19 protein-coding genes are annotated in these 23215 nt (G+C 68.6%); 2 read left to right on the top strand and 17 right to left on the bottom strand.

Annotation, left to right across the window (positions count from 1 at the left end):
* Window positions 1–2: 2 nt before the first annotated feature.
* Window positions 3–842 carry an NAD-dependent epimerase/dehydratase family protein gene (locus WG903_RS04395; protein ID WP_340073007.1) on the top strand — a complete coding sequence of 280 codons (840 nt, stop codon included), beginning with the start codon at window positions 3–5 and terminating at the stop codon, window positions 840–842.
* Complete coding sequence (locus WG903_RS04390; protein WP_340073006.1) at window positions 839–1996, top strand: hypothetical protein; 1158 nt, start codon at window positions 839–841, stop codon at window positions 1994–1996. Before WG903_RS04395 ends, WG903_RS04390 begins: the two co-directional genes overlap by 4 nt.
* Window positions 1997–2000: 4 nt before the next feature.
* On the opposite strand, the gene WG903_RS04385 is transcribed toward WG903_RS04390, so the two are convergent.
* The 17 genes from WG903_RS04385 to WG903_RS04305 form a co-directional block, all read right to left on the bottom strand.
* Window positions 2001–3272 (bottom strand): lipopolysaccharide biosynthesis protein, encoded by a 1272-nt coding sequence (locus WG903_RS04385; protein WP_340073005.1) that lies wholly within the window; start codon window positions 3270–3272, stop codon window positions 2001–2003.
* Window positions 3269–4189, bottom strand: a complete 921-nt coding sequence (locus WG903_RS04380; protein ID WP_340073004.1) for an NAD-dependent epimerase/dehydratase family protein — start codon at window positions 4187–4189, stop codon at window positions 3269–3271. The genes WG903_RS04385 and WG903_RS04380 overlap by 4 nt, the downstream gene beginning before the upstream one ends.
* The gene (locus tag WG903_RS04375) at window positions 4186–5385 is read right to left on the bottom strand and encodes a class I SAM-dependent methyltransferase (RefSeq protein WP_340073003.1); all 1200 of its coding nucleotides are present in this window, start codon (window positions 5383–5385) and stop codon (window positions 4186–4188) included. Before WG903_RS04375 ends, WG903_RS04380 begins: the two co-directional genes overlap by 4 nt.
* 4 nt (window positions 5386–5389) lie before the next feature.
* Entirely contained in the window at window positions 5390–6127 is a 738-nt protein-coding gene (locus tag WG903_RS04370; protein WP_340073002.1) for a sugar phosphate nucleotidyltransferase, read from the bottom strand.
* Window positions 6128–7060, bottom strand: coding sequence for an NAD-dependent epimerase/dehydratase family protein (locus WG903_RS04365; protein WP_340073001.1), 933 nt, complete (start codon window positions 7058–7060; stop codon window positions 6128–6130).
* 18 nt (window positions 7061–7078) lie between these two features.
* On the bottom strand, window positions 7079–8059 hold the full coding sequence (locus WG903_RS04360; protein ID WP_340073000.1) for a GHMP family kinase ATP-binding protein: 981 nt from the start codon (window positions 8057–8059) through the stop codon (window positions 7079–7081).
* Window positions 8056–9336, bottom strand: coding sequence for a glycosyltransferase family 4 protein (locus tag WG903_RS04355; protein WP_340072999.1), 1281 nt, complete (start codon window positions 9334–9336; stop codon window positions 8056–8058). Before WG903_RS04355 ends, WG903_RS04360 begins: the two co-directional genes overlap by 4 nt.
* Window positions 9337–10515: a hypothetical protein gene (locus WG903_RS04350; protein WP_340072998.1), complete on the bottom strand. Its 1179-nt coding sequence runs from the start codon at window positions 10513–10515 to the stop codon at window positions 9337–9339.
* Entirely contained in the window at window positions 10515–11339 is an 825-nt protein-coding gene (locus tag WG903_RS04345; RefSeq protein WP_340072997.1) for a hypothetical protein, read from the bottom strand. The genes WG903_RS04350 and WG903_RS04345 overlap by 1 nt, the downstream gene beginning before the upstream one ends.
* Window positions 11332–12483 (bottom strand): glycosyltransferase family 2 protein, encoded by a 1152-nt coding sequence (locus WG903_RS04340; protein ID WP_340072996.1) that lies wholly within the window; start codon window positions 12481–12483, stop codon window positions 11332–11334. The genes WG903_RS04345 and WG903_RS04340 overlap by 8 nt, the downstream gene beginning before the upstream one ends.
* A 60-nt stretch (window positions 12484–12543) precedes the next feature.
* Window positions 12544–13023, bottom strand: coding sequence for a pilin (locus tag WG903_RS04335; RefSeq protein ID WP_340072995.1), 480 nt, complete (start codon window positions 13021–13023; stop codon window positions 12544–12546).
* Between the two features lie 157 nt (window positions 13024–13180).
* Complete coding sequence (locus WG903_RS04330; RefSeq protein WP_340072994.1) at window positions 13181–15595, bottom strand: GspE/PulE family protein; 2415 nt, start codon at window positions 15593–15595, stop codon at window positions 13181–13183.
* 21 nt (window positions 15596–15616) lie between these two features.
* Window positions 15617–16408, bottom strand: a complete 792-nt coding sequence (locus WG903_RS04325) for a 3',5'-cyclic-nucleotide phosphodiesterase (RefSeq protein WP_340072993.1) — start codon at window positions 16406–16408, stop codon at window positions 15617–15619.
* Between the two features lie 10 nt (window positions 16409–16418).
* Window positions 16419–18668 (bottom strand): CHASE2 domain-containing protein, encoded by a 2250-nt coding sequence (locus WG903_RS04320; RefSeq protein ID WP_340072992.1) that lies wholly within the window; start codon window positions 18666–18668, stop codon window positions 16419–16421.
* Window positions 18669–18742: 74 nt separating this feature from the next.
* Window positions 18743–19429 (bottom strand): FHA domain-containing protein, encoded by a 687-nt coding sequence (locus WG903_RS04315; protein WP_340072991.1) that lies wholly within the window; start codon window positions 19427–19429, stop codon window positions 18743–18745.
* Between the two features lie 55 nt (window positions 19430–19484).
* Window positions 19485–20270, bottom strand: a complete 786-nt coding sequence (locus WG903_RS04310) for a Stp1/IreP family PP2C-type Ser/Thr phosphatase (RefSeq protein ID WP_340072990.1) — start codon at window positions 20268–20270, stop codon at window positions 19485–19487.
* A gap of 9 nt (window positions 20271–20279) precedes the next feature.
* On the bottom strand, window positions 20280–22988 hold the full coding sequence (locus WG903_RS04305; protein WP_340072989.1) for a CHASE2 domain-containing serine/threonine-protein kinase: 2709 nt from the start codon (window positions 22986–22988) through the stop codon (window positions 20280–20282).
* Window positions 22989–23215 lie beyond the last annotated feature (227 nt).

Here is a 23215-nt window from a genome sequence, read left to right as displayed (position 1 = left end):
GCATGGGAACGGTGCTTCTCACCGGCGCCACGGGCTTCGTGGGCAGGCAGGTCCTGCGCGAACTGCGGCGGCGCGGCGCGGCGGTGCGCGTCGCGGTGCGCGACGGTTCCCAACACCGCCTGGAGGATCGCGAGGGCCTGCATTCGGTCGTGACCACGCCGGACCTTTTCGGTGAGCCGGCTTCGTGGTGGGCCTCGGCCTGCGCAGGGATGGACACCGTCGTGCACGCGGCCTGGTATGCCGAGCCGGGCCAATACCTCGGCTCCCCGAAGAACATCGACTGCCTGGCAGGCACGCTGCGGCTGGCGCAAGGCGCCGCCGCGGCGGGCGCGCGCCGGATCGTGGGTGTGGGCACGTGCTTCGAGTACGAGGTCTCGGCGGTCCCGCTGTCCACTCACGCGCCGCTGCGGCCGCAGACGCCCTACGCAGGGGCCAAGGCGGCGGCTTTCCTCGCCCTGTCGCAGAACCTGCCGCCGCTGGGCGTGTCGTTCGCATGGTGCCGCCTGTTCTACCTGTATGGCGAAGGCGAGGATCCGCGCCGCCTCGTGCCGCAGCTGCGCTCGCGCCTGCAGGCCGGCCAGCCCGTGGACCTGACGCGAGGCGACCAGGTGCGCGACTACATGGACGTGGCCGACGCCGCACGCATGATCGTCGACACCACGCTCTCCGGCGTCGAAGGCGCCGTGAACGTCTGCTCGGGCGTCCCGGTGACGATCCGCGCGCTGGCCGAGCGCATCGCGGCCGAATACGGCCGCGCGGACCTGCTGCGCTTCGGCGCGCGGCCCGACAATCCCTTCGACCCGCCGCACATCGTCGGCATTCCCGGCCAGCAAGGCGCTTGAACCCCCCTGTCCTCCTCTCGGTCCTGCCGGAGCTGCATGCGGGGACCGGGCACGTCTACGGTTACCACCTGAGTGTGGCCGAGGCGGCCCGGCAGGCGGGCTGGGACCATGAAGCGCTCGTCCCGCGTGACCATGGCATCGACGCCCTCCCGCCGGGCTGGCATGCCGTGCTCGAGCCCGGCGACCTGGCGGCGGGCCTGCCCGCGGCGGTGCGCGCGCTGCGGCCGCAACGGCTGGTGGCGGACGGGCAGCGCTTCGCCGCGTCGCTGCACCAGGCGGTCGCACCACGGCTCGAACGGGCGGACCGCGACGCCGTCGTCTTCCTGGAGCGTTTCAACGGGCCCCAGCTGCTCGCGGCCGCGCGCGGCATCCGTTCCTTGCCACGCGAGCGGCTGCAGTTCTGGCTGATGTTCCGCCAGGATCTGCGCTCCGCCGGGATCATGGGCCGTGCGTATGCCTGGGCAGCGCGGCGAATCGCGCGCGAGTGGCAGGACCGCTTCCGGCTCCTCACCGACAGCGAGCCGCTCGCGCGCGAGCTGCAAGGCCACCTGGGCCTGCAGGCGCACGTCATGCCGATCCCCCACACGCGGGTGGCGCCGTCACCGCCGGGCCCGAAGGGCGACGGCGAGATCGTGTGCTGGTGGCCCGGTGCGCCGCGGCCCGAGAAGGGGCTGGCGCCGATCCAGGCCTTCGCCGCCGCGCACGACACGGGTTCGCGGCCGGTGCGCCTGGTCGTCGCGCAGGATGCCGACGTCGGCGGGGGCGGCGCCGTGCGTGTCGAAAAGATCCCTTCGCGCATCGACGATGCCGCCTACGGCCGCTGGCTGGGCACCGCCGACTACGTGCTGCTGCCCTACGAGCCGGCACGCTACCGCTACTCGACATCGGGCATCTTCGCCGAGGCCGTGGTCGCCGGCAGCATCCCGCTGGTGACGGCCGGCACCTGGATGGCGCAGGAGCTCGAGCGGCACGGCGTCGCGGAACTCGCGCTCGACTGGCGCGAGCCCGCGCGCATCCCGGCGATGCTGGCGACCTTGCGCGGCGACGCCGGATTGCGCGCGAGGCTCGATGCCATGCGCGCGCACTACGCGGCCTACCACTGCGAAGCGTCGTACGCGCGCGCGCTGCAGTCGGTGCGCGCCGCCGGCGGATGACCGCTCAGGCCGGCACGACCCGGTAGCGCCTCTGCCCGAGCCAGCAGAGAGAGACGATCACCGCTTCGGCGGCAACCGACGCCCAGGCTGCCCCGAGCAGCGAATGACCGGGGATGAGCGCGAGGTTGAGCGCCAGGCTGGTCAGGGCGCCGCACGCCGTGGCCGCGAGCAGCACGCCGTCCAGCCGCAACGCGATCACGCCCCACACCGCGAGCTGCCCCACGAAGACCACCGCGCGTGAGAGCGCCAGCACGACGAAGGGCGCGGTGCCTTCCTGGAATTGCGGCCCGAGGAAGCGGTCGAACACGAACGGCGCGGCCAGCGCCGCCACGACCAGCGCACCGACGGCGAGGGCGATGTGCGTGCGAAGGTAGGAACGCTGTTGCGCGCGCAGGACGTGTTCGCCTTCCTCGCGCGCGCGCACCAGCCGCGGCAACAGGAGGCCGTTGATGCTGGCGAACACGAGCTCCAGGCCGCTGGCCAGCTGCAGGCACACGCGCAACACACCCGCCGCGGCGTCGCCCTGCATGCGGGCGACCAGGAGCACCGGCAACGCGGTGTAGACGAAGATCAGGAGCGCGAGCAGCCAGTAGCGCCAGCTTTGCGCGATTAGGCGCACGGCCACCGCGCCCGTGTCGCGCCAGCGCATGCCCGGCGCAGGCGCTGCCGCGTGCACCCCGGCGAAGGCCTGCGTGACGGACACCGCCGCCATGACCGTGCCGACGGCAACGAGCACCCACAGGTCCGACCCCGCCGGCATGCCGGGGCGGAAGAACAAGGCGTAGGCGCCGGCGACGAGCAAAGCGGACATCGCCGTGAGCGCCGACCAGCGCGGCATCCGCTCGGTGGCCTGGAACACGAAAGGCAATTGCACCGCGGCGATCACCAGCAGCGGCCCGCCGAGCAGCCACGCCGTGCGCACGACGCCGGGCTCCTGCGTCGCCAGCGCCCAGGCCATCCAGGCGAGGGCGAGGGGCACGGCGACCGCCAGCCGGAAGGCCAGGACCGCGCGCGCCACGGTCGCGGCGGACTCCTGCCCCGAGGCAATGGCGCGCACGCTGGTCATCTCCAGGCCCCCGTTGAAGGCCAGCGCGGCCTGCTGCACGCCGACCTGCACCTGCGCGCCGATGCCCACGTTGACAGCACCGAGGCAGCGCGCGGCATACGTGTTGCCGACGAGCAGCAAGGCGTTCGCGGTGGCGTTGAACAGCGCGACGCGCAGCGCCGTGCGCGCGAGGCCCGAGCCCTGCTGCCCGTCCCCGCGCGCGGCGGTCACCGCAGGTGGATCCGCTGCTCGCGGAACCAGGCGATGGTGCGGCGCAGGCCCTCGTCCAGGCCCGTGCCCGGGAACCCCGGCAGCAGGCCCTGCACCTTGGCCGTGTCCAGGAACTTGGAGCGCGCGCCGACGTAGCGGCTCGTGTCGTACTGCACCTGCGCCGCGTCATAGCCGACGACGCGGCAGATGGCATCGACGAACTCGCGGATGGAATGCTCGCGGCCGGCGCCGAGGTTCACGAGCTCGTTGTCCACGCGCGGCGCGAGCGCCAGGGTCGCGTCCACGAAATCGTCGATGAACACGACCTCGCGTCGCTGGTGCCCGTCGCCCCACAGCACGACCGGCTCGCCCAGGTCCTTGCCGCGCAGGATCTTGCGGATCAGGTCGAAGATGAAATGCATCTGGCGGCCGTCCACGTGGTAGCCGGGCCCGTAAAGCGTCGACGGCACGAGGCACAGGTAGCGCAGGCCGTACTGCGCCGCCAGGGCGCGCGCGCCCTGCAGCAGCATGCGCTTGGTCATGGCATACGTGTACAGGCTCTCGATCGGCTCGCCGACCATGTAGTTGGCCTCGACCAGCGGCATCTCGGGCGCGTAGGCGCAGCTCGTGCCCATGAAGACCAGCTTCGCCTGCGGCTGCGCACGCTGCCACCACTCGAGCACCTGCGTGTTGATCTGCTGGTTGATGACCCACTGCTCGCCCGGGTGGCGCAGGCAGAAGTCGCCCGCCTGTGTCCACGCCGCCAGGTGGTAGATCACGTCCCAGCGCTGCGCGGGCAGCGCGTCGAGCGACCCTTGGCGCGTGAGGTCGCAGTCCCTGGAGCCGAGCGCCACGGGCGCATCGCCGCGCTCGCGCAGGCGCTCGCACAGGTGCGTGCCGAGGAAGCCGGTGCCGCCAGTCACGAGGATGCGCGTCATGGCTGCGGGTCCACAGGGAAGTAGAACTCGACCCCGCGCTCGAGGAGCTCGCGGTTGTTGGCGAGGATTTCCTGCTTGAAATTCCACGCCAGCACGTAGTAGATGTCGGGCGGCACGTCGATGTCGGATTCCATGCGCAGCGGGATGTGCATGCCGGGCGAGACGAGGCCGCGGCGCAGCTCGTTTTTCTCCACCAGGCACTCGATCAGGTCGGGGCCTATGCCGAAGAAGTTGAGCAGCGTGTTCCCCTTGACGGGCGCGCCGAAGCCGAACACCCGCTTGCCCTGCGCGCGCGCGGCGCGCAGGTAGGCGAGGTCGCGCGCCTTGACCTCCTGCACCTGCTGCGCGAAGCGGTGGTAGGCAGCGGCCGTGTTGCAGCCGCTCTCGCTTTCGCGGCGGCGCAGCTCCTGCAGCCGCTCGCTGGTGGCGCGCGTTCCCTTGTGCGACACGAAGCCGATGATGGAGCCGCCGTGGATGGGCGCGAGCCAGGCATCGAACATCGACAGCCCGTGCCGCTGCAGCAGCACCTCGATCGTCTCGAGCGTGTAGTACAGCAGGTGCTCGTGGTAGACCTGGTCGAACGCCAGGTTCTCCATGATGGTCTTCATGTACAGGAACTGCACGACGAAGACGCCGTCGTCCTTCAAGCCTTCGCGGATGGCGTCGGTGACCGAGTGCAGCTCCTCCAGGTGGAAGAACACGCCCGCGGCGTTGATCGCGTCGAAGCGCCGCCCCAGGCTGCGCAAGGTCGGCAGGTTGAAGAAAGCGTTCACGGTCTTCACGCCCGCCTCGTTGGCGCGGCGCGCGGTGCCCGCGGACGATTCGACGCCCAGCACGTCCCAGCCCAGTGCCTGGAAGTGCTTCAGCTGGGTGCCGTCGTTGGAGCCGATGTCGAGCACGGCCTTGTCGCTGCGCCCGGCGCCAAAGCGGCGGTCGACCTCCTCGGCCACGCTGCGGAAATGCGCCGACAGCGACTTCGTCACGCCCGAGAGGTAGGTGTGGTCGCCGAACATGACCTCCTTGCGCACCGTGTAATCGAGCTGCGCCGTGGCGCAGCTGCGGCAGCGCAGGACGCGCAAGGGGTAATACGGCTCGTGGCCGGCTTCCTCGGGCTTCAGGAAATGGTTGCACCACGGCTGTTCGCCGAGGTCGAGCACCGGCTCGAGGTCATTCGAATCGCAAACGCGGCAGTCCATGGTGTCAGTCGCCGAACCAGTGGCGATTGTCCGTGATGAAGCGGCCGGCCTGCGCCATCGACGCCTCCGTGCCGATGTCGAGGAAGGGACAGGCCGCCGCGACCACCTGCACGGGACGCCCTTCACCCAGCAGCGCGGGGAAGACGTCCGTCTCGAAGCTCAGGGGCCGGCGCGGGGGAAATGCATCGACGGCGGCGCGCGAGAACAGGTAGACACCCGCGTTGACGAGCCCGGCCCCCGCGCCCGCGCGCTTTTCCGCGAAGCCTTTCAAGCGCGCCTGCGCGTCGACGGCCAGGCTGCCGTAGCGCGAGGCGTCATCGACTTGCACGGCCAGCATCGCCGCGGCGGCGTTCGTCAAGGCCGCGCCCAGCGGCGCGAGATCCGCGAGCGCGAGCGAATCGCCATTGAGGACCAGCACGTCGGCGCCCTCGGGCCGCAAGGCGTGCCACGCATGCAGGAAGCCACCGGCAGTGCCCAGGGGTTCAGGCTCGGCGGCCACGTCCACCTGCATGCCGCGCAGCTGCAGGCCCGCGGCGAAATCCGAAATCTGTGCGGCGCCGTAGCCGGCTGAGAGGATTGCGCGCTGCACGCCCTGGCCATGCAGGTAGCGCAGGACCCATTCGAGGAAAGGCCGGCCCGCCACCGGCGCGAGCGGTTTCGGCAGCGCGCCCAGCAGGTGCCGCACGCGCGTGCCCAGCCCCCCGGCAAGGACCACGGCCACCCGCGGCGCCGCGTTCGTCACTCAGACGTTCCCATAGCGCACGTTGCGCAGGATGGTGTAGCCCTTGAGCAGTTCGCGGATGCCCCGGTCCAGGCCCCACTCGGGCTTGAACCCGGTCGACGCGAGGCGCGCATTCGACACGATGTAGTCGCGCTTGTCGGGGTCTTCGCCGATGGGCGCCTCGACGTAGACGAAGCCGGGCACGTGCTTCTGGATCACCTGGCACAGCTGGATCTTCGTGAGGTTGGCGTCGTCCAGCCCAACGTTGTACGCACGGCCGCGCATCGACTCGAAATTCTGCAATGCATGCAGGAAGGCCCGCGCGACGTCCTGCACGTGGATGTAGTTGCGCGTGAAGTGCCCCTCGAACACGAGCAGCGCGCGGTCGTGCACCGCGCGGTAGGTGAAGTCGTTGACCAGCAGGTCCATCCGCATGCGCGGCGACATGCCGAACACCGTGGCGAGCCGGAAGGTCAGGCTGTTCTCGCGCTGCAGGACCGCCGTCTCGGCGTTCACCTTGGTGATGCCGTACAGCGACAGGGGGCGCAAAGGGCTGTCCTCCGTGCACGCCTTGTCCTTCTCGCCGATGCCGTAGCCGCTGTTCGACACGGGCATCAGGATGCGCTGCTCGCGGCTCGCGAGTTCGCACACCATCTCCACCGCATCCTGATTGATCGTCTGCGCGCCCAGCGGGTCGATCTTGCACATGGGCGCGCCCACCAGAGCGGCCAGCGGGATGACGGTGTCGGCGCGCGCCATCAGCTTCTTGACCAGCTCGCGGTCGCGGCAGTCGCCGCGCACGACGTCGAAGGTGTCCCAGCCGCAGGCGTCGGCGAGCGACGACTGGCCGAACATGAAGTTGTCCAGCACGGTGACGCTGTGGCCTGCCTGCAGCAGGCGCGGCACCAGCACCGAACCGATGTAGCCGGCGCCGCCGGTCACGAGGATGTTCACTCTTGGCTCCGTTGGAATTCAGGCATGGACGACGGTGCTTCCCGGCGCGTTGATGCCGATCTTGACTTCATGGTGGCTCGCGAGGGCCGCGCGCACCTGCGCCTGGCGCGAAGGCGGCACCAGCAGCAGCATGAAGCCGCCGCCGCCCGCACCCAGCAGCTTGCCGCCGAGCGCGCCCGCCTTCATCGCGCGGTCGTACAGGCTGTCGATCTCCGGCGCGCTCACCGAGGCGTCGAGCTTGCGCTTTTCCAGCCAGTTCGCGTGCAGCAGTTCGCCCAGCGCGCCCACGTCACCATTTCCGACGAGGACGCGGTGTGCTTCCTCGACCAGCGCGAGCATCGACTTGAGCGTCGCTTCGTTCGACGCGAGCTTGCCGAGCTTGGCCTTCTCGACTTCCTGCGCCTTGCGCGTCAGGCCCGTAAAGTACAGCAGCATGCTGTCGTTGAGGGCGCGCATGCGGTCGGGCGAGATCGCGATGCGCTCGACGTTGAATTCGCCGTTGCCGGAAAAGCGCACGAGGTTGAGCCCGCCGCAGGCGGCGAAGACCTGGTCCTGCAGGCCCACCGTTTCCCGCAGCACGTCGCGTTCGACGTGGATCGCGCAGCGCGCGAGTTCCTCCTGCCCGATGGCGCGGCCCTGCAGCGCGCGCAGGCCCTTGATCAGTCCGACGCTGAAGCTCGACGAGGAACCCAGGCCGCTGAACGACGGCAGGTCCGACGCGAGGTTCACCTCGACGTCGCGCTCGACGCCGCAATAGCGCAGGATTTCGCGGAAGGGCGTGTGCTCGACGCTTTCGAGGTCCGGTGCCAGTTCCACCTTGCGGTAGGAAAAGCGGATCTTGTGGTCGAACAGCCAGGACGGCAGGTGCGACACCGTGTGATAGATGTACTTGTCGATGGCGGTGCCGAGGACGGCGCCGCCGTGGCGCGAGAAGAATTCGGGGAAGTCCGTCCCGCCGCCGAAAAGGCTGACGCGCAAGGGCGTGCGAACGATGATCATGGGGTGCTGCTCCCCAGCAAGGATACGCCACCACCGGGCGCCGGCAGGAGCGCCCCGATCCGCTCCACGCATTGCCGCGCGCTGTCGCGCCAGCTGAAGGCGGGCATCGCGGGCACGGCCGCGGCGCCGCCGGACGCGTCGTCGATCAGCAGCCCTGCCAATTGCGACGCGTCGCGCGGGTCGAACCAGCGCACGCCCGCGTCGGCGATCTCGCGGAACACCGGCAGGTCGCTCGCGAGGACGGGACAGCCGGCCGTACGGGCTTCAACCAGCGGCAGGCCGAAGCCTTCGTACAGCGAGGGGACCACGAGCGCGCGGCAATGGCGGTACGCGTGCGCGACCTCCGTGTCGTTCGCGTCGTCGACCAGCATCACCCGGGCGGCCTCGCGCGCATGGCGTTCGAGCCGTTCGACCACGTCGCGGCACTCGCCGGTCCTGCGGCCGATGACGAGCAGCCGGGCGTCGCAGCCGCGGCGCCACGCGTCTTCGAAGGCAGCGACGACCAGCGCATGGTTCTTCTTCGGCTCGAACGACCCCAGCACCGCGTAGCAGCGCGGATGCTGCAGGAAAGCGCGCAGGTCATCGCGCACGCTGCCATCGGAGGCGACGGGCACGTCGCAGCCGAGCCGGAACGAATCCGCCGGCGGCATCTCCCAGCCATGGCGGCGCGCCGCCTCGCGCACGCTCTCGAGCGTGAAGCGCGAGTCGCACAGCAGCGCGTCGCTGCCGCCCACCAGCCGCCTCAACCAGTCGGCGAAAGCCCCACGCACCCAGGGCAGGCAGAACTGCGGCGCCTGCAAGGGCATCAGGTCGTAGATCACGCCCACGACGGCGGCGCCGCTGCGGCGCGCCTGGCGCGCGCCCTTGTCGACCGCGTAGTTCCAGCTGGCGTCGGCGAGAACCAGCACGTCGCCGGGCGCGAACGCGATCCGCTTCCGCGATGCAACGGCCTCGCGAAACGACACGCCCGATGCCAACGCCCACGCCGGCCGGACCAGGGGCCAGGGCAGCCGCAGGATGTTCTCGACCACCCGCTTCAACGGGCCGGTGGCGGCCCGCAGCGCCGCTGGCCGGGCCTCGTCGCCGGCGAGGGGCGCGAGCGCACCGGCGTCGCGGAAGCCGTCGCCGTCGAAGGCGACGCAGACGAAGTCGGCGCCTTGCGCGCGCGCGACAGCCGGCAGTTCCTCGGCCAGCCGCCGCACCGTCCGCGTGATGCCGACAGCGCGCGGTTGCAGGCGCGTGTAGGTGCAGTCCAGCAGGATGCGGCGCACCTGCACTCAGATCTCCCGGTTCCACGGCAGCCCGCTGCGCCCGCGGATGAAGCTGCAGTCGAACTTCGTGGTGCCGTCGAGGAGGCCCGCCACGGTGCCGATCTCCACGGGGTTGAGCGCGCGCCAGAACTTGTAGAGCACGCGGCCGTCGTTCAGCACGTAGACCTTCATGTCCGAATCCGGGTAGTGGCGCACGACGCCGTGCGGGATGCGCAGCACGCCTTCGCCATGCTGGAAGAAGCGCGGGCACATCTGCTCGACCTTCGCCAGCGCCTGCAGCGCCTGCGGCGAAACCGGCTCCTGCGGCACGGGGTTCACGGCGTCCTGGCGCTTGAGCGAGCACTGCCAGAAGCCCACGGGCTCCTTCGGCGGCTCGCGGCCGGCATGCGTGCCGATCGAACGCAGCCCGCCGGACCGCAGCAAGGTGCAGGCGTCGGCGCCGGCCAGCGCGAGGCCGTGCGGAGCCAGCAGCTTGTCGAGCGCATCGCGCACGTCGGGGATCGGGAGGCCCTGCGCGTCGAGCTGGCCGGGGATGGTGGGCGCGAGCAGCCGGATGGGGCCGGGCGAGCGCGCGATGAACTCGCGGCCCCATGCCGTGTCGCGCCGTCCCTCGCCGACCGACGCGACGTTGATCCAGCGCGACTGCGGCGGAAACTGCGGCGCGATCAGCGAATAGCTGATGCTCGAGAGCGTGACGTAGGTGACCGGGCGCGGGTCGTCCGCCTTCGGCACGTCCACCTGGAAGTAATTGCCCTGGCCCCACGACGACCACGCCCACGCGTCCCAGGGCGGCCGCTCGCTGACGACGAACACCTGGCCGGCGAGCAGGCCGGCCACCAGCGCCAGCTGCATGCGGCGCGACAGCGGCAAGGCGAGCACCAGCCCGACCGCCAGCGGGCCCGCCGCGAGCAGGATGGGGATGAAGTAGCGGCCGTTGCCGCTCGTGAGCAGCCACGGTGGCATGCACGCGACCGCGAAGGCCAGCAGCGCGATAAGGGCCGCCGGCGGTTTGGAGCGCAGGCGCGTCCAGAGCAGCAGCAGGCCCAGCGCGAGGATTTGCACCGCCGCCAGCCGCAGGTCCGGCGCGGCGATCTCGACGTACACGTTCGCATCCGGCGCCGTCATCGCGAGGGGCCGCAGCAGGGCGTCGCCCCAGGTGTCGGGACTGAAGCGGATCAGCGCCATCAGCGATGCCACCCGGTGAGGGCGCGCAGCGGGGCCAGCCAATCGTCGGCGATCGGGTAGAACGGATTGCCCGTTTGCTGCCACACCTGCCAGCCCCAGGGCGCATAGGCCACGAAGAAGGCCAGCGCCGCGACGAGGCCGGCGAGGACCGTGCGCGCAAGGCGCGGGCGCCATGCGTCGCCCGGCCACAGCCACAGCAGCGGCAGGACCACGACGATCACGCCGTTGCTCAATTTGAACGCCGTCGCGATGCCCCCGAGCGCCGCCGACCCAATGGCACTGCGCAGCAACGCGCGTTCATCCAGGCCCGGGACGGCCACCGCGCGTACCGACAGCGCGATCGCCCAGACCAGCGGGATGGCCGCCAGCAGGTCGTTGCCGGTGCCCGCCACCATCGACAGCACCACAGCCGACGAGAACGCGAGCGCCACGGACATGAGCCGCATGGCGACGTGGAACCATTCGCGCCCCGGGATGCAGGCTGCGGCGAGCAGCGACAGCGCGGGCGTGACCAGCACGTTGAGCTCCGCGAGCACCACGCCTGCCGTAACGCCGTCGGTGCCCGCTGCGGCGAGGCGGTAGGCGGGCCAGTACAGATAGGGGTACTGGAAGGACTGGTAGCTGGCGGCCAGCCAGTCCTGGCCGAAACGCGGGTGCTCCGCGGTCCAGCCGAGGTAGATGTGGTGGTTCAGCGCGTCCCAGTTCAGGCCGATGTAGCCCATGGACAAGGGGATCGCCGCCAGCGCGATGGCGGCCAGTGCGGCCGTCCACGCCCATTCCCAGCGCAGGACCCAGGCGGGCGCCGCGCGCCCTTCGTCAAGCATCGGCCGCCCCGTTGACGCTGCGCCAGCAGATCTCGGCCGCGCCGGCGAACAGGGCGCCCGCCACGGCCTGCATGCCGACGATCATCAGCGACACGGCGGGGATCACCACCTGCATGCCGAAGGCGGGATCGAGCGCGCCGAACCCCGTCGCTCCCCAGTCCAGCACGATGAACAGCGACAGCAGGAGGCCGAGCACGAACAGCGCGCCGCCGACGAGCAGCCCCGTCTCCACGGTGCGCAGCGGCCTGGACCGCTCGAGCCAGGCCGGCGCCGGGACGATGCCCGAACTCACGCCGAAGTACTTGGTCAGCACGGCCAGCTGCACGAGCTGAACGCCCAGGATCACCGCCGCCGCCATGTACAGCAGCGAGTGCACCCGCGGCGCGGCGCCCGTGGGCTGCAGCGCTGCGAAGCCGAGCAAACCGCCTACGAGGAGGAACAGCCCGGGGTAGAGGAACAGCCAGCGCGGGCAGAACAGGAGCAGGAAGCGCAGGTGGCGCCAGCCGTCGCGCCAGGTGCGCAGGTGCGGCGGCCGGTCGCGGCCGTCGGGCCGCAAGGTCGTGGGCACTTCGTCGATGCGCACGCCCGCGAGCGCCGCCTTCGCGATCATCTCCGAGGCGAACTCCATCCCGGGGCTGACCAGCCGCAGCTGCTCGATGGTGTCGCGGCGAAAGCCGCGCAGGCCGCAGTGGAAGTCGCCGATGTGCGTGCGGAAGAACAGGCGCCCCAGGAAGCTCAGGACCGGGTTGCCCAGGTGGCGATGGAGGAAAGGCATCGCGCCCGGCGCGATCCCACCCTGGAAGCGGTTGCCCATGACGAGGGCCGCGCCGTCGCGCAGCCGCGCCACGAAGTCGGCCAGCGACGAGAAGTCGTAGCTGCGGTCCGCGTCGCCCATGATCACGTAGTCACCCTTCGCGGCGGCGATGCCGGCGATGAGCGCCGCGCCGTAGCCGCGCCGGGGCACGTCGATCACGCGCGCGCCGGCGGCGCCGGCCAGCGCCTGGGAGCCGTCGGTCGACCCGTTGTCGGCGACCAGCACCTCGCCGCTGATCCCCTGCGCGTCGAGGAAGCCGCGCGCCTCGCGCACGCACTGCTGCACCGTCCTTGCCTCGTTCAGGCAAGGCATGAGAATCGTCAGTTCCACGCTGGAAGTTTACGGGCGAAAAAAAAGGGGCCGGAGCCCCTTTCTTCGCGCCGTGAGGCGTTAGCCGCGGCAGGAGCCGGGCAGGTACTTCGGGTTGATCGTCGTGCCGGAGCCCGTCGAGCCGCAGACCCACTTGAACACCGGGTTGCCGATGTGCGTCGTGGAGCTCATGGCCGTCGTGTCGTCCTTGTACGGCACCAGCGTCACGACCTTGGAGTCGATGTTGGTGTCGTTGAAGCCCTGGGCTTCCACCGTGATCTCGCCGTTGGTGCCGGTGTTGACCGACTTCACGTACTTGCTCGACTGGGTCGTCGATTCGCAGCCCCAGCTGCCCGCGCCCGGGTTCGTGATCGAACCGGTCTGGTACACCTCGGTGATGGTCGTGCGGCAGGCCGACGCGGCCAGCACCACTTCCGACATCTTGGCGCGCTTGGTGTAGTCCTGGTACGCCGGCAGCGCGACGGCCGCCAGAATACCGATGATCGCCACCACGATCATCAGTTCGATCAGGGTGAAGCCCTGTTGCAGTTGACGCTTCATTTCACCTCCGGAGTTGTTGAGAGAAGCGGGCTGATCGTGCAATTGCTGTGCCAAGCCCGCAACCCGGGAAAAACCTGCCTTTGTTGGCAAATGTTGCGGGGCGGAACGCCAAATGTGGCAGATCGCGCCCCACGCGCACGACATTTTTGTCGCCCGGCTACTTGATGCAGACGGAGCGGACCATCTTCAGGCTGGTCAGGCCCATCATGATCTTCTCCATGCCGTCCATCTTCAAGGTGCGCATGCCGCTGGCCACCGCCTGCACGAAGATGTCGGCCACGCGCGCACGTTCCTGCACCAGCTTCTTGACGGCGTCGTCGGCCACCAAGAGCTCGTGCAGGCCGATCCGGCCCTTGTAGCCGCTCTTGTTGCACTTCTCGCAGCCCACCGGGTTGTAGAACTTCAGCTTCCCGTCCTGGCCGTAGTCCTTGACCCAGGTGTCGTACAGCTTCTTGGCCTCGCCCGCATAGTCCTTCTTCCACGCCTCGGTCTGGCGCAGGTCCTCGGCGTATTCGGCGATGAAGGTCTTGATCTCCTCCGGGTCGGGGTCGTACGCCTCCTTGCAGTCGCACAGCTTCTTGGCCAGGCGCTGCGCGAGGATGCCCAGCAGGGCGTCCGCGAAGTTGAACGGGTCCATGCCCATGTCCAGCAGGCGGATGATCGATTCGGGCGCGGAGTTCGTGTGCAGCGTGGAGAACACCAGGTGGCCGGTGAGCGAGGCTTCCACGCCCATGGACACCGTTTCCTTGTCGCGCGACTCGCCGACCATGATGATGTCCGGGTCCGCGCGCAGGAAGGCGCGCATCACCAGCGCGAAGTCGATGCCGGCCTTCTTGTTGATCTGGACCTGGCGCAGGCCCTTCTGCGTGATTTCGACCGGGTCCTCGGCCGTCCAGATCTTGGTGTCGACGTTGTTGAGGAACTTCAGCACCGAGTGCAGCGTGGTCGTCTTGCCCGAACCCGTCGGGCCGCACACGTAGAACAGGCCGTAGGGCTTGCTCACCGTCTTCTCGAGGCGCTCCTTGTTGATCGGCGTGAGGCCCAGCTTCTCCAGCGGGATCGGCTCGCCGGCCGCCAGGATACGCATCACGACGTCTTCGACCTGGCCGGCAGACGGGATGGTGGCCACGCGCAACTCGATGTCCAGCGGCCCGTACTTCTTGAACTTGATCTTGCCGTCCTGCGGCTTGCGCTTCTCGGAGATGTCCAGGTCGCACATGATCTTCAGGCGCGTGACCAGCGCCTGGCGGAAGTGCGCGGGCACCTCGATGTACGGCTGCAGCGAGCCGTCCACGCGGAAGCGGATGCCGGTCTTGGCCTTGCCGGGCAACGGCTCGATGTGGATGTCCGACGCCTTCATGTTGTAGGCGTCGATGATCACCTTGTTCACCAGCTTGACCAGCTCGTTGTCGGCGGCTGCGGAGACCGAGTCGTCCTCGAGCCCGATGTCGTCGTCGCCGGCGCTGCCCATGTCCGCCAGCAGTTCGTCCACCGACGGCCCGGCATCCTCGGCGCCGTAGATCTGCGCGAGCGTTTCCTCGAACTCCGTCTGCGTGGTGACGCGGTAGGCGAACTTGGAAAAGCGCGGCAGCACCTGCGGCACCATGCGCGAACCACGCACGGCCTCCGGGTCGAGGCACATGACGATCAGGCCTTCGGGCGACTCCTCGCATGGCAGCCAGCCCTGCTCGATGATGAAGTCCTTCTTGAGCGGCCCGTGCAGCGCTTCGACCTTCAGGCGGCCGGGGTTGAAAGGCTCGTACGGCACGCCGAAATACTTGGCGAGCGACGGGCCGATCTGCGCCGGGCGGATCTGGTAGTCAGCCATCAGCACGTGCTCGACCGGCTTGGCGTCCTCGCGCGCCTTGCGGATCGCGTTCTCCAGTTCGTCGGCCGTGATGACGCCGGCGCTCACCAGCCCCGAGTAACGCGTCGCGCGGCGGCGTGCGCTTTCCTCGGCCTTGGCCATGCGCTGGCGGATCGCGGTGGCCAGGGTCTTGCACAGCTGCGTGGCGCCTTCGATCTCGAGGTCGCCGAAGGGGTGGTCGTTCTTGTTGTTGATCACCTGCAGCACGCCGTGCAGGTTCTCGCCTTCCATGATCGGCACCACCATCATCTGCTTGGTGCGGTAGCCCGAGCGCTTGTCGACCTCCTTGAGGAAGGCGAGGTTCGGGTGGATCTTCTTGAGCGCCTCGTCGTCGTAGACGTCGGCGATGTTGACCATCTGGCGCGAGAACGCCGCGTAGCCGGCCAGCGACTGCGGCGTGATCGGCAGCTTGAGGTCCTTGCTCGCGTTCAGGCCGGTCTTGATCTTGGAGACGATGGCCGTGCGGTCCTCGTTGACGGCGTAGAGCGTGAGGCGGTCGGCGTTGAACAGCTTGCAGATGTCCTGGCTGGACTCCAGCATGATCTGGTCGATGTTCTCGGTCTCGTGGATCTTCGTGGTGACCAGCTGCAGCTGGCGGTAGAAGAGCGCTTCGAACGAAACGCCGCGCTTGTCCGGCGGCAGCTGCTGGGACTCGAAGAATGCTTGGGAATCGCCGCCGACTTGCGGCTTGAGCACGGCACTCATGGGTGGTGGCCTCCGCTCTCTTTACAACTCGAATTCCTGGCCCGCATGGAGCCAGCGGATGTCGTGGGTGACGTTCGGGCCGAACGGCTGCGTCTGGTCGAACTTCTGGATCTCCGCCATGATCATCTCGGTCTCGGCCGGCTTGGTGTGCGTGATGAAGATGGGGAAGCGCTTGTTCTTGTCGATCAGGTCGAGCTCCTCGGCGAGCGAGGCCGGCGCCAGGTGCAGCGCGCGCTTGGCCAGCTCCTTCTCGCGGTTGGAGAAGGCCGTCTCGATCACCAGCGCCGCGACGTTCATCTGGTTGATGCGGCGCCAGAAGGCCGGGTTGCGCTCGGTGTCGCCGGTGAAGATCCAGCAGCCCTTGCCCGAGGTGACTGCGAAGCCGCACGCCGGGACGGTGTGCACCGCGGGCAGCACCTCGATGCGCTTGCCGGGCAGCTCCAGCGTCTGGCCGACCTGGATTTCGTGGAACGTGATGAAGGGTTTCTCGGGCGTGGGGATGCGCGAGAAATCGGGCCAGATCACGTTGTTGAAGATGTGCGCCTTCAGCGCGGCGATCGTGCCGGGCAGCGCGTGGACCTGCACGGGCTTGGTCAGCGAGGAGGCGATCGCGTCGATCATCAGCGGCAGCGACGCCACGTGGTCCAGGTGGGAATGCGTCACGAGGACGTAGTCGATTCCCTTCATCTCGGCAAGGGTCAGGTCGCCCACCCCGGTGCCGCAGTCGACCAGCACGTCGGAATCGAGCAGGAAAGAGGTGGTCCGGCAATCCTTGGCGATCGCCCCGGAGCAGCCCAGCACCCGCACCTTCATCCGGTTGTCCTTACTTGGTCTCGAAGTTGGTGGCGCCGTCCCACTCGGGGTCGAACGGCAGCAACCTCATCGAGGCTACACGTTCCGAATACAACTCGTAAAGGTATTTTTTGGGGTTCATCCGCTGCAGGTTCAACAGGTGCAGGTCGCAGTTGTCCCAGTCCTGCGCGCGGTAGGCCTTGAGGAAAGCGGCCCAGGTCTTGAGTTCGTCCTGGTAGGCCTTGTCCAGCCGGTCGGCCGGCGCGAGCGGCCAGAAGATGGCCACGGCCTGCTCCTTGCCCTTGACGCGCACGCGGTCCAGTTCCTGCCAGGCGAACTCGTTGGCCAGCTTGCGGGTGGACTCGCTGACCACGATGTCCACGCCATAGACCTTGGACAGGCCCTCCAGGCGGGAACCCAGGTTGACGGAGTCACCGATGACGGTGTAGGCCCGGCGCAGCTCCGAGCCCATGTCGCCCACGCACATGCTGCCGGTGTTCAGGCCGATGCCCACGCCGATCTCGGGGATGCCCTTGGCGCGGTGTTCCTCGTTGATCTTGCGCACGGCGTTGGCCATCTCCATCGAGGTCTTGGAGGCCAGGAAGGCGTGGTTCGGCAGGTCCACCGGCGCGCCCCAGAAGGCCATCACGCAGTCGCCCATGTACTTGTCGATGGTGCCGCGGTTGCCGCGGATGATGTCCGTCAGGCGGTTGAACACCGAATTGAGCAGCTCCTGCAGCTTCAACGGCTCCATGGTCTCGGACATCTTGGTGAAGCCGCGCATGTCGCAGAACATCACCGTCAGCTCCTTGCTCGCGGCCGCCATCGAGTAGGCCTCGGGGTCCTTGACCATCTCGTCGACCAGCTCGGGCGGCACGTAGGTGCCGAACAGGTGGGCCAGGTTGCGCTTGCTGCGGCTTTCCACGAAGTAGCCGTAGGACATGTTCAGCGCGAAGGCCGTGATGCTCATGACGAGCGCGGCCGCCAGCGGCAGCACCAGGCCCTCGGCGGTGAACAGGTACCAGTTGAAGCCGAAGACGATGGCGATGACGACGGCGCTCAGGATCACGGCGCGCGTCGCCGACAGGAGCGGCAGCCCCAGGGCCAGCACCAGCCCGGCCACGACGATCATGAAGACGTCGTAACCCACCGCGTAGTCGGGCTTGTAGAACACCTTGCCGTCCAGCAGGCCCGAGATGACGTTGGCATGCGCCTCGACGCCCGGGTAGGTTTCGCCGACCGGGGCGATCCGCAAGTCCTGCAGGCCCACGGCCGTCGTGCCCACCAGGATGATGCGGTCCTTCAGTTCGCCTTCCTTCAGGCGCTTGCCGATGACGTCGGCCGCGGACACGTAGCGGAAGCTGCCGCCCTTGACGCCACCAAGGCCGCGGTAGGGGATCAGGCTGGCCACCTTGTCGTCCACGGGAATGGCGAAGTGGCCCTTGCCCTTGCGCAGGTTGATGCTCTCGAGCGCGTTGTAGGTCTTGGAGCTGAAGAACTTCGTGTCTTTCGGGAAGCCGGGCTCCACCGTCGGCAGGCCGATGGCGAGGCGGTACATGGCGAGCGACAGCGTCTCGTAGTACTTGCCCCCGTACTCGGAGAGCAGCGGGATGGAGCGCAGCACGCCGTCGTTGTCGACCACGGGGTTGAAGAAGCCGGCCATCGGCGCGTTCTTGCCCAGCACGTCGATGTTGGAGCCGTAGCCTTCCCACCCGTAGAAGCGGATGGTGCGGCCCTGCAGGTCCGCCTTCTGCAGCACCGGCTCCGGCAGGAAGCCCTTGCCCTGCGGGTCGTGCGTGAAGTAGTACCCCATGACGACCGGGCGCTTCGCGAGCGACTTCGCGAAGAGGGCGTCGTAGTCCAGCGAGCCCTGGATCTGCTCCAGGCGGCTGACGAAACCGGGGGCGTCCTTGAGCTCACCCTGCGCGAGCTGGCGCAGGCGCTGCAGGCCCGAACTGTCGTCCGCCTCGGCGAACACCACGTCGAAGCCGACCACCGCGACCTTCTGGCGGTCGAACAGTTCGTCCATCATGGCCGCGAGCTTGTTGCGCCCCCAGGGCCAGTGCCCCAGCTCGCCCAGGCTCTTTTCGTCGAGGTCGACGATCACGATGCGGTCGTCCAGCGTGCGCGGCATCGTGGCGCGCAGGCGGGCGTCGTAGATGATGTCGTCCAGGCGCTGCAGCACGCCGATGTGCAGCACGCCCATCGCGTGCAGCAGCGCGAACACCAGCGGAACCAGCGTCACCGCGATGCGGGACCAGTGTTTGGAGAGCAAGCCCATAAGGCCCCGAACCCCTCTTTCGGTGAGGCGGCGTTCTCGTGCGCCGCGCTGTACGGACTACGCCCGCCGGGCCATCAGGCCTGGACGAACTGCATCTGGGTGCCCGCGAGCTCCAGCAAGTCGCCGTTCTTCAGCGTCACCGGCTCCGCGCCGATGGCCGCGCCGTTCAGCGTCGGCTTGTTGCTGCCCTCCACATGGGCCACGACGAAACCGTGCGGCCGCTTGGTGATCGCGGCCACCGCCACCCCGGGCTTGCCGATGGTGGTCACCACCTTCACCAGCGGCACCTGCCGGCCGGCGGCGGCGCCCGACAGCACCTTGATGCTCGCGTTGATCTGGCCCAGGTCGGCCTGCTGCGCCTCCACGCTGGCGGCGGGAGCGCCGGGAGCGGGCGCGGCGGCCGGCGGCTTGGCCGGCGGCAGGATCGAGCCGGGCTTGAGGATCACGGTCTTCTCGGCACCCGCGAACGCCGGCTGCTCGTGGATGAACTTGATCTTGTACTTGCCGATCTCCACCGTGTCGTTGTTCGCGAGCAGCTGCTTCTTGACGGCCTTGCCGTTGATGTACGTGCCGTTGGTGCTGTTCAGGTCCTCGAGGTAGACCTCCTGCCCGCTCATCGCCAGCACGGCGTGCTCGCCGCTCACGGCGAGGTTGTCGATCACGATGTCGTTGTAGGGCCGGCGACCCAGCGTCGTCCGGTCCTTGGTCAACTGCACTTCCTTGATGACGACGCCGTCAATCGAGACGATCATCTTCGGCATGGCCCGCTCCTGTTCGAATTCCTCGTCATTATCGGCAAACTAGTACGAAAGCCGCCTATTTCCCGAGCAACCGGGAAATCAGGCCTTTCCTCCGCGAACCCTCGTTCGCCTGGGCCACCAGCACCGAGATGTTGTCCCGGCCTCCATTGGCATTGGCCGCGTCGATCAACATGGCCACCTTCTGTTCCAGCGGTACATCCTGCGCGAGGATCTTGGCGATCCCGTCATCATCCACCATGTCGGACAAACCATCCGAGCACATGAGGTAGATATCGCCCGGCTCGACCTTGTGTTCGTTGACTTCCAGCAACACCGCGTCCTCCACACCGAGGGCGCGCGTCACCAGGTTCTTGTTCGTCGAGGTGGCCGCCTGCTCCGGCGTGATCAGGCCGGCGTCCATCTGCTCCTGCAGCAGCGAGTGGTCCTTGGTGATCTGGGCGATCTCGGCACCGCGCACGCGGTAGCAGCGCGAATCGCCGATGTGGCCCAGGATCAGGCGCCCTTCGCCGAAGCAGGCGAGCACGAGCGTCGTGCCCATGCCGCTGTACTGCGGGTTCGAGTTGGCGGCGTTGAAGATCGAGCGGTTGGCGTTGTCGACGCAGATCTCCATGGCCCGCCGCACCTCGCGCGGGTTGGCGTTGCGCCCGGCCTGCGACAGCCAGCGACCCAGCTCCGACTTGATGAAGGTGGTGGCCATGCCGCTGGCGATCTCGCCGGCGTTGTACCCGCCCATGCCGTCGGCCAGGATCGCCAGGCGCGAATCCTCGTCGAGGGCGACCGAGTCCTCGTTGTTCTCACGCGCGAGGCCCGGGTCGGTGCGGATGCTGAACTCGTAATTCATGTTGGCCGGTCAGGAGCCGGAGCCGCCACCGTCTGGCTTCGTGAAGGTGGTGGTCTTCTCGTAGGCCGGCCCTGAGCCCGCCCCTCCCTGTGGCGGCGCATCATAGCCCGCGTCGCCCGGGCCGGGCATGCCCACCACGGTCTTTTCGTAGGCGGCGCCGGAACCCTCCTGCGCCGCATAGGACTCGCCGCCCGGGTTGGCCGCGGCCAGCGCCGCCTCGCCCTTGGACAGGGTGGAGGGCGCCGACGACGACGACGCCGCCGCGCCCGCATCGCCCAGCGCCGCCTTCAGGTCGGCGGCGAACTGGTCGCCGTCCTGGTAGCGCTCCTCGGGCTTCTTCGCGAGCGACTTGGCAACCACGGCGGCCAGGCGCTCGGGGATGTCCTTGCGGATGATGCGGATGTCCGGCGCCGGCTCGTTGGCGATCTTGTACATCAGCTCGGCCATCGAATCGCCGCGGAAAGGCAGCACACCGGCCAGCATCTGGAACAGCATCACGCCCAGTGAGTACAGGTCGGAGCGGCCGTCGACCTTCTTGCCAGCGATCTGCTCGGGCGACATGAAGCTCGGCGTGCCCAGCACCAGGCCCGTCTTGGTCTTGCTGGAGTCGGTGATGCGCGCGATGCCGAAGTCCGTCACCTTCACGGTGTCGGTGTCCAGCTCGTACATGATGTTCGCGGGCTTGATGTCGCGGTGCACGACGTTGGCGCGGTGCGCGTACGCGAGCGCCCCGGCCACGCGCTCGACGATCGTCACCACCTTGTTCATGGGCAGCAGGTTGCCGTCCTTGCAGTAGTCGACGAGGTCGCGGCCCTTGAGGAACTCCATGGCGATGTAGGCCAGGTCGTGTTCCTCGCCCGCATCGAAGATGGTCACGATGTTCTGGTGCTGCAGGCGGCCGGCCGTCTCGGCCTCGCGGAAGAAGCGCTCGCGCGCGTCGTTCAGCTCCTCGCCCTCGAACTCGTTCGACAGGGCCATCGTCTTGATCGCCACCACGCGGCCGATCTTCGGGTCCTTGCCCAGGTACACGACGCCCATCGCGCCCTTGCCCAGTTCCTTCTCGACTTGGTAACGCCCCAGCATCGGCTTCTCGACACCGCCGCCATCGAGCAGCATGGTGCCACCGGGGTGCGCGCCGCCGCCGCCGAGGATGACGGTCTCGGACAGGTTCTTCGCGCGATTGAGCTTGGCTTCCAGGCCCTTGTACGTCTTGTCCAGCGTGGCCATGTACTCGTACACGGCCTCGGCCTTGTTGAACTGGCGCTTGCGCTCGAAGTCCAGCGCGAGGTTGTTCAGGTTGTCCATCAGCGCGTCGGTGTGCGGCACGCGGCGGAAGCGGTCGAACGCCATGTCCAGCTGGCCCTGCCCCTGCAGCGCCAGGCCCATCATGCGGTTGGTCTCGGCCGACTCCTCGTCGGACTTGAGCTTGCCGGCTTCCGTCACCAGGAAGCGCTTGGTGGTCAGGCCCAGGTGGCCGATCACCAGCAGCGTCGCGGGCAGCACCAGCTTCAGCCACATCGAGGCCGACGACAGCAGCGCGAACTCCGCGGCCAGCAGCACCACGAAGGCGCCGGCGGTGACGCCCGCCGCCATGCCGGCGGACAGGCGCGGCAGGCCCGCGATCAGGTAGCCCGCCACCAGCAGGAAGATGCCGGCGGTGGCCCACAGGCCCCAGCCCGGCTCGACGATGAAGTGCTCGCCCAGGATGCTGGAGGTCACGTGCGCCATGTATTCGGCGGGCGACAGGCCGGCATAGCCCGGCGCGGGGAACACGGTGCCCACGCCGGCGGCGGTCGCTCCGATCAGCACGATCTTGTCGGCGTACTTGGCCGCCGGGATCTTGCCGGCCAGCACGTCGTAGAAGGAATCGACGGCGAAGGGCATCTTGCCGTCGCGCGCCTTGTAGAACTGCGGGTACATGAGCGCGGCGCCGTCGGTGCGCACGCGCAGGCGGCCGATCTGCACCGACTCGCCGCCGTTCAACTTGATGTCCGAGGGCTTGAGGTTCAGGCTCTTGGCCGCGGCCAGCAGCGCCATCGAGGGCACGGCCTGGCCGTAGTAGTTGACCAGCAGCGGCTCCTGGCGCACCGCGCCGTCCACGTCGGGCCACTGGTTCAGGTGGCCGATGCCGGCTGCCGGGTTGCCCATCGCGTCGATGGGATAGGTGCCGCGCACGGCGAGCACCGAGAAACCCGACTTCTCGTCGATGGCGCTCTTGGCGACCGGGCCGGGCAGCGGCTTGTCGGGCTTGCCCTGGGGCTCGCCCAGCTGGAACACCGAGGGCAGCAGCACGTTGCCCGCCTTGCCGATGCTGGCGGCGAGCTTGGCGTCGGTGTCGAGCGTGGCTTCCGCTTCGGCGATGACCTTGCCGATCGGCTCGTTCGCGGCGTCGGCCTGCGGGCCCAGCACCTCCTTGAGCTTGCGGATGAACGACAGGCCGCGGTCGACCTGCGGCTCGCTGAAGAACACGTTGTAGGCGATGGTCTTGGCCTTCGCCGCGGAGAGCTTGTCGATCATCTCCGCGTGCACGTCGCGCGACCACGGCCAGCGCCCGATGTTGGCGATGCTCTGGTCGTCGATGGCGATCACCGCGATGCGGTCCGACGGCGCGCGCGAACTGCTGGTGATGCCGAAATCGTAGAAGCGCCGCTCGAGGGTGCTGATCGTGTCGGTCGCCTGGTACAGGATGAGCACAGCCACCACGATGACGGCGCCCACGAACCAGTCCGCGCGCCAGAACTGGCCACGCTTGGATTTAGATTTGCCCACAGTCGCCCCCGTCCAGTACTGCACATCGCGGCGACGCCGCACCCACCCGACGCCGTGTAAAGACGCAGGCCTCAAGCGGAAGTTAACAGACGAGGCAGGGCCGGACAAGGGACTTTGTCACGACCCACATACAGTTTGTTGCAAATGCGCACGCGGCCCTGCGCGTGCGATTCGCG

Source organism: Ramlibacter sp. PS4R-6, assembly GCF_037572775.1.
Lineage (GTDB): Bacteria > Pseudomonadota > Gammaproteobacteria > Burkholderiales > Burkholderiaceae_C > Ramlibacter.
The sequence above is the reverse complement of the archived record's forward strand: the minus strand, read 5'-3'. Positions and strand labels throughout refer to the sequence as shown.

Bases quoted from the DNA above. Each gene is read 5' to 3' on its own strand.
- WG903_RS04380 (WP_340073004.1), bottom strand. From the start codon at position 4,189: ATGACGCGCATCCTCGTGACTGGCGGCACCGGCTTCCTCGGCACGCAC.
- WG903_RS04315 (WP_340072991.1), bottom strand. From the start codon at position 19,429: ATGCCGAAGATGATCGTCTCGATTGACGGCGTCGTCATCAAGGAAGTG.
- WG903_RS04335 (WP_340072995.1), bottom strand. From the start codon at position 13,023: ATGAAGCGTCAACTGCAACAGGGCTTCACCCTGATCGAACTGATGATC.
- WG903_RS04375 (WP_340073003.1), bottom strand. From the start codon at position 5,385: ATGGACTGCCGCGTTTGCGATTCGAATGACCTCGAGCCGGTGCTCGAC.
- WG903_RS04360 (WP_340073000.1), bottom strand. From the start codon at position 8,059: ATGATCATCGTTCGCACGCCCTTGCGCGTCAGCCTTTTCGGCGGCGGG.
- WG903_RS04310 (WP_340072990.1), bottom strand. From the start codon at position 20,270: ATGAATTACGAGTTCAGCATCCGCACCGACCCGGGCCTCGCGCGTGAG.
- WG903_RS04320 (WP_340072992.1), bottom strand. From the start codon at position 18,668: ATGGGCTTGCTCTCCAAACACTGGTCCCGCATCGCGGTGACGCTGGTT.
- WG903_RS04395 (WP_340073007.1), top strand. From the start codon at position 3: ATGGGAACGGTGCTTCTCACCGGCGCCACGGGCTTCGTGGGCAGGCAG.
- WG903_RS04330 (WP_340072994.1), bottom strand. From the start codon at position 15,595: ATGAGTGCCGTGCTCAAGCCGCAAGTCGGCGGCGATTCCCAAGCATTC.
- WG903_RS04325 (WP_340072993.1), bottom strand. From the start codon at position 16,408: ATGAAGGTGCGGGTGCTGGGCTGCTCCGGGGCGATCGCCAAGGATTGC.
- WG903_RS04345 (WP_340072997.1), bottom strand. From the start codon at position 11,339: ATGCTTGACGAAGGGCGCGCGGCGCCCGCCTGGGTCCTGCGCTGGGAA.
- WG903_RS04350 (WP_340072998.1), bottom strand. From the start codon at position 10,515: ATGGCGCTGATCCGCTTCAGTCCCGACACCTGGGGCGACGCCCTGCTG.